We start from the raw sequence: 811 nt of genomic DNA on the forward strand, positions 1-811 counted from the left end.
CATTCGCCAATCCATGGAAGTCCCGTCGTTGCGCGCCACGTCTCAATGGCTGTCGCATGATCGGGCTCCCTTAAGCGTTGCTGTTCTCGGTATGGAGGCGATCGCGCATGTGCGCGCGGTGTCGGTTCGGCAGACACTCAGTTCTGCCGAAACCGCAGGCGTCGGTCATTGGGAACGTGGGGCGTTGTTGTCGACGACCTGCTGATAGGCAACGAGGTCCAGGAAGGCTTCCGCATTGACGACGAGGCCGTCCTTCATCTTGAATATCCAGACAAACTGGTTGCGATAAGGCGCGCCCGACGTCGTGGTCGCCGTTCCGTCGAAGCGGATGATGATCGTGTCGCCGTCGGCAAAGATGTCATGCACCTCCGGCACGACCGGCGTCGCAAGGCGGCTGGTCAGGGGACGTGATGCCTGTTCGATAAAATCCTTCTGGTTGCGATAGGTGCCCGCAACCGGCCCGGAGCCATGGATCGTCCAGACGACGTCGGGGGCGAGAAGTTCCGCGAAGACATAGGCGCCCCCACGCCATTTTTCGAAGGCGGCTTCGACGATCGCCCTGTTCTGTCGTTCGATCGCGGCACTGTCCGGAGCCTGCACCTGCGTTGCCGCGGTGGTGGCAATGGCTGCGCCCGGCAGGGCGAGCGACAGCAATGCCAGTGTGATCAGAGCTGTTCGGCTCGCGCCGGCGACCCGCTGGCGTGTCGGAAGAATGGTCATGGTATCGGTCCTTTCCTGGTTGCTGAGGGCTTGCTCGGGCCCATCGCCCGTTGCGTGCACCGTCGAGAGGCGTCACGTCGTTTGAGCGGTC

General features: G+C 62.6%; 2 protein-coding genes. One reads left to right on the forward strand and one right to left on the reverse strand.

Going from position 1 to position 811, the window contains the following annotated elements:
- Positions 1–205 (forward strand): hypothetical protein (locus tag FY112_RS37120; RefSeq protein WP_210384794.1); only part of this gene is annotated, 205 nt, incomplete at its 5' end.
- On the opposite strand, the gene FY112_RS00135 is transcribed toward FY112_RS37120, so the two are convergent.
- Positions 166–720, reverse strand: coding sequence for a nuclear transport factor 2 family protein (locus FY112_RS00135; RefSeq protein ID WP_151517332.1), 555 nt, complete (start codon positions 718–720; stop codon positions 166–168). The two genes, FY112_RS37120 and FY112_RS00135, sit on opposite strands and share 40 nt — an antisense overlap.
- Positions 721–811 lie beyond the last annotated feature (91 nt).

Origin of the sequence: Rhizobium sp. PEPV16, assembly GCF_008919455.1 — a bacterium.
In the GTDB taxonomy this organism is placed as follows: Bacteria; Pseudomonadota; Alphaproteobacteria; order Rhizobiales; family Rhizobiaceae; genus Rhizobium; species Rhizobium leguminosarum_Q.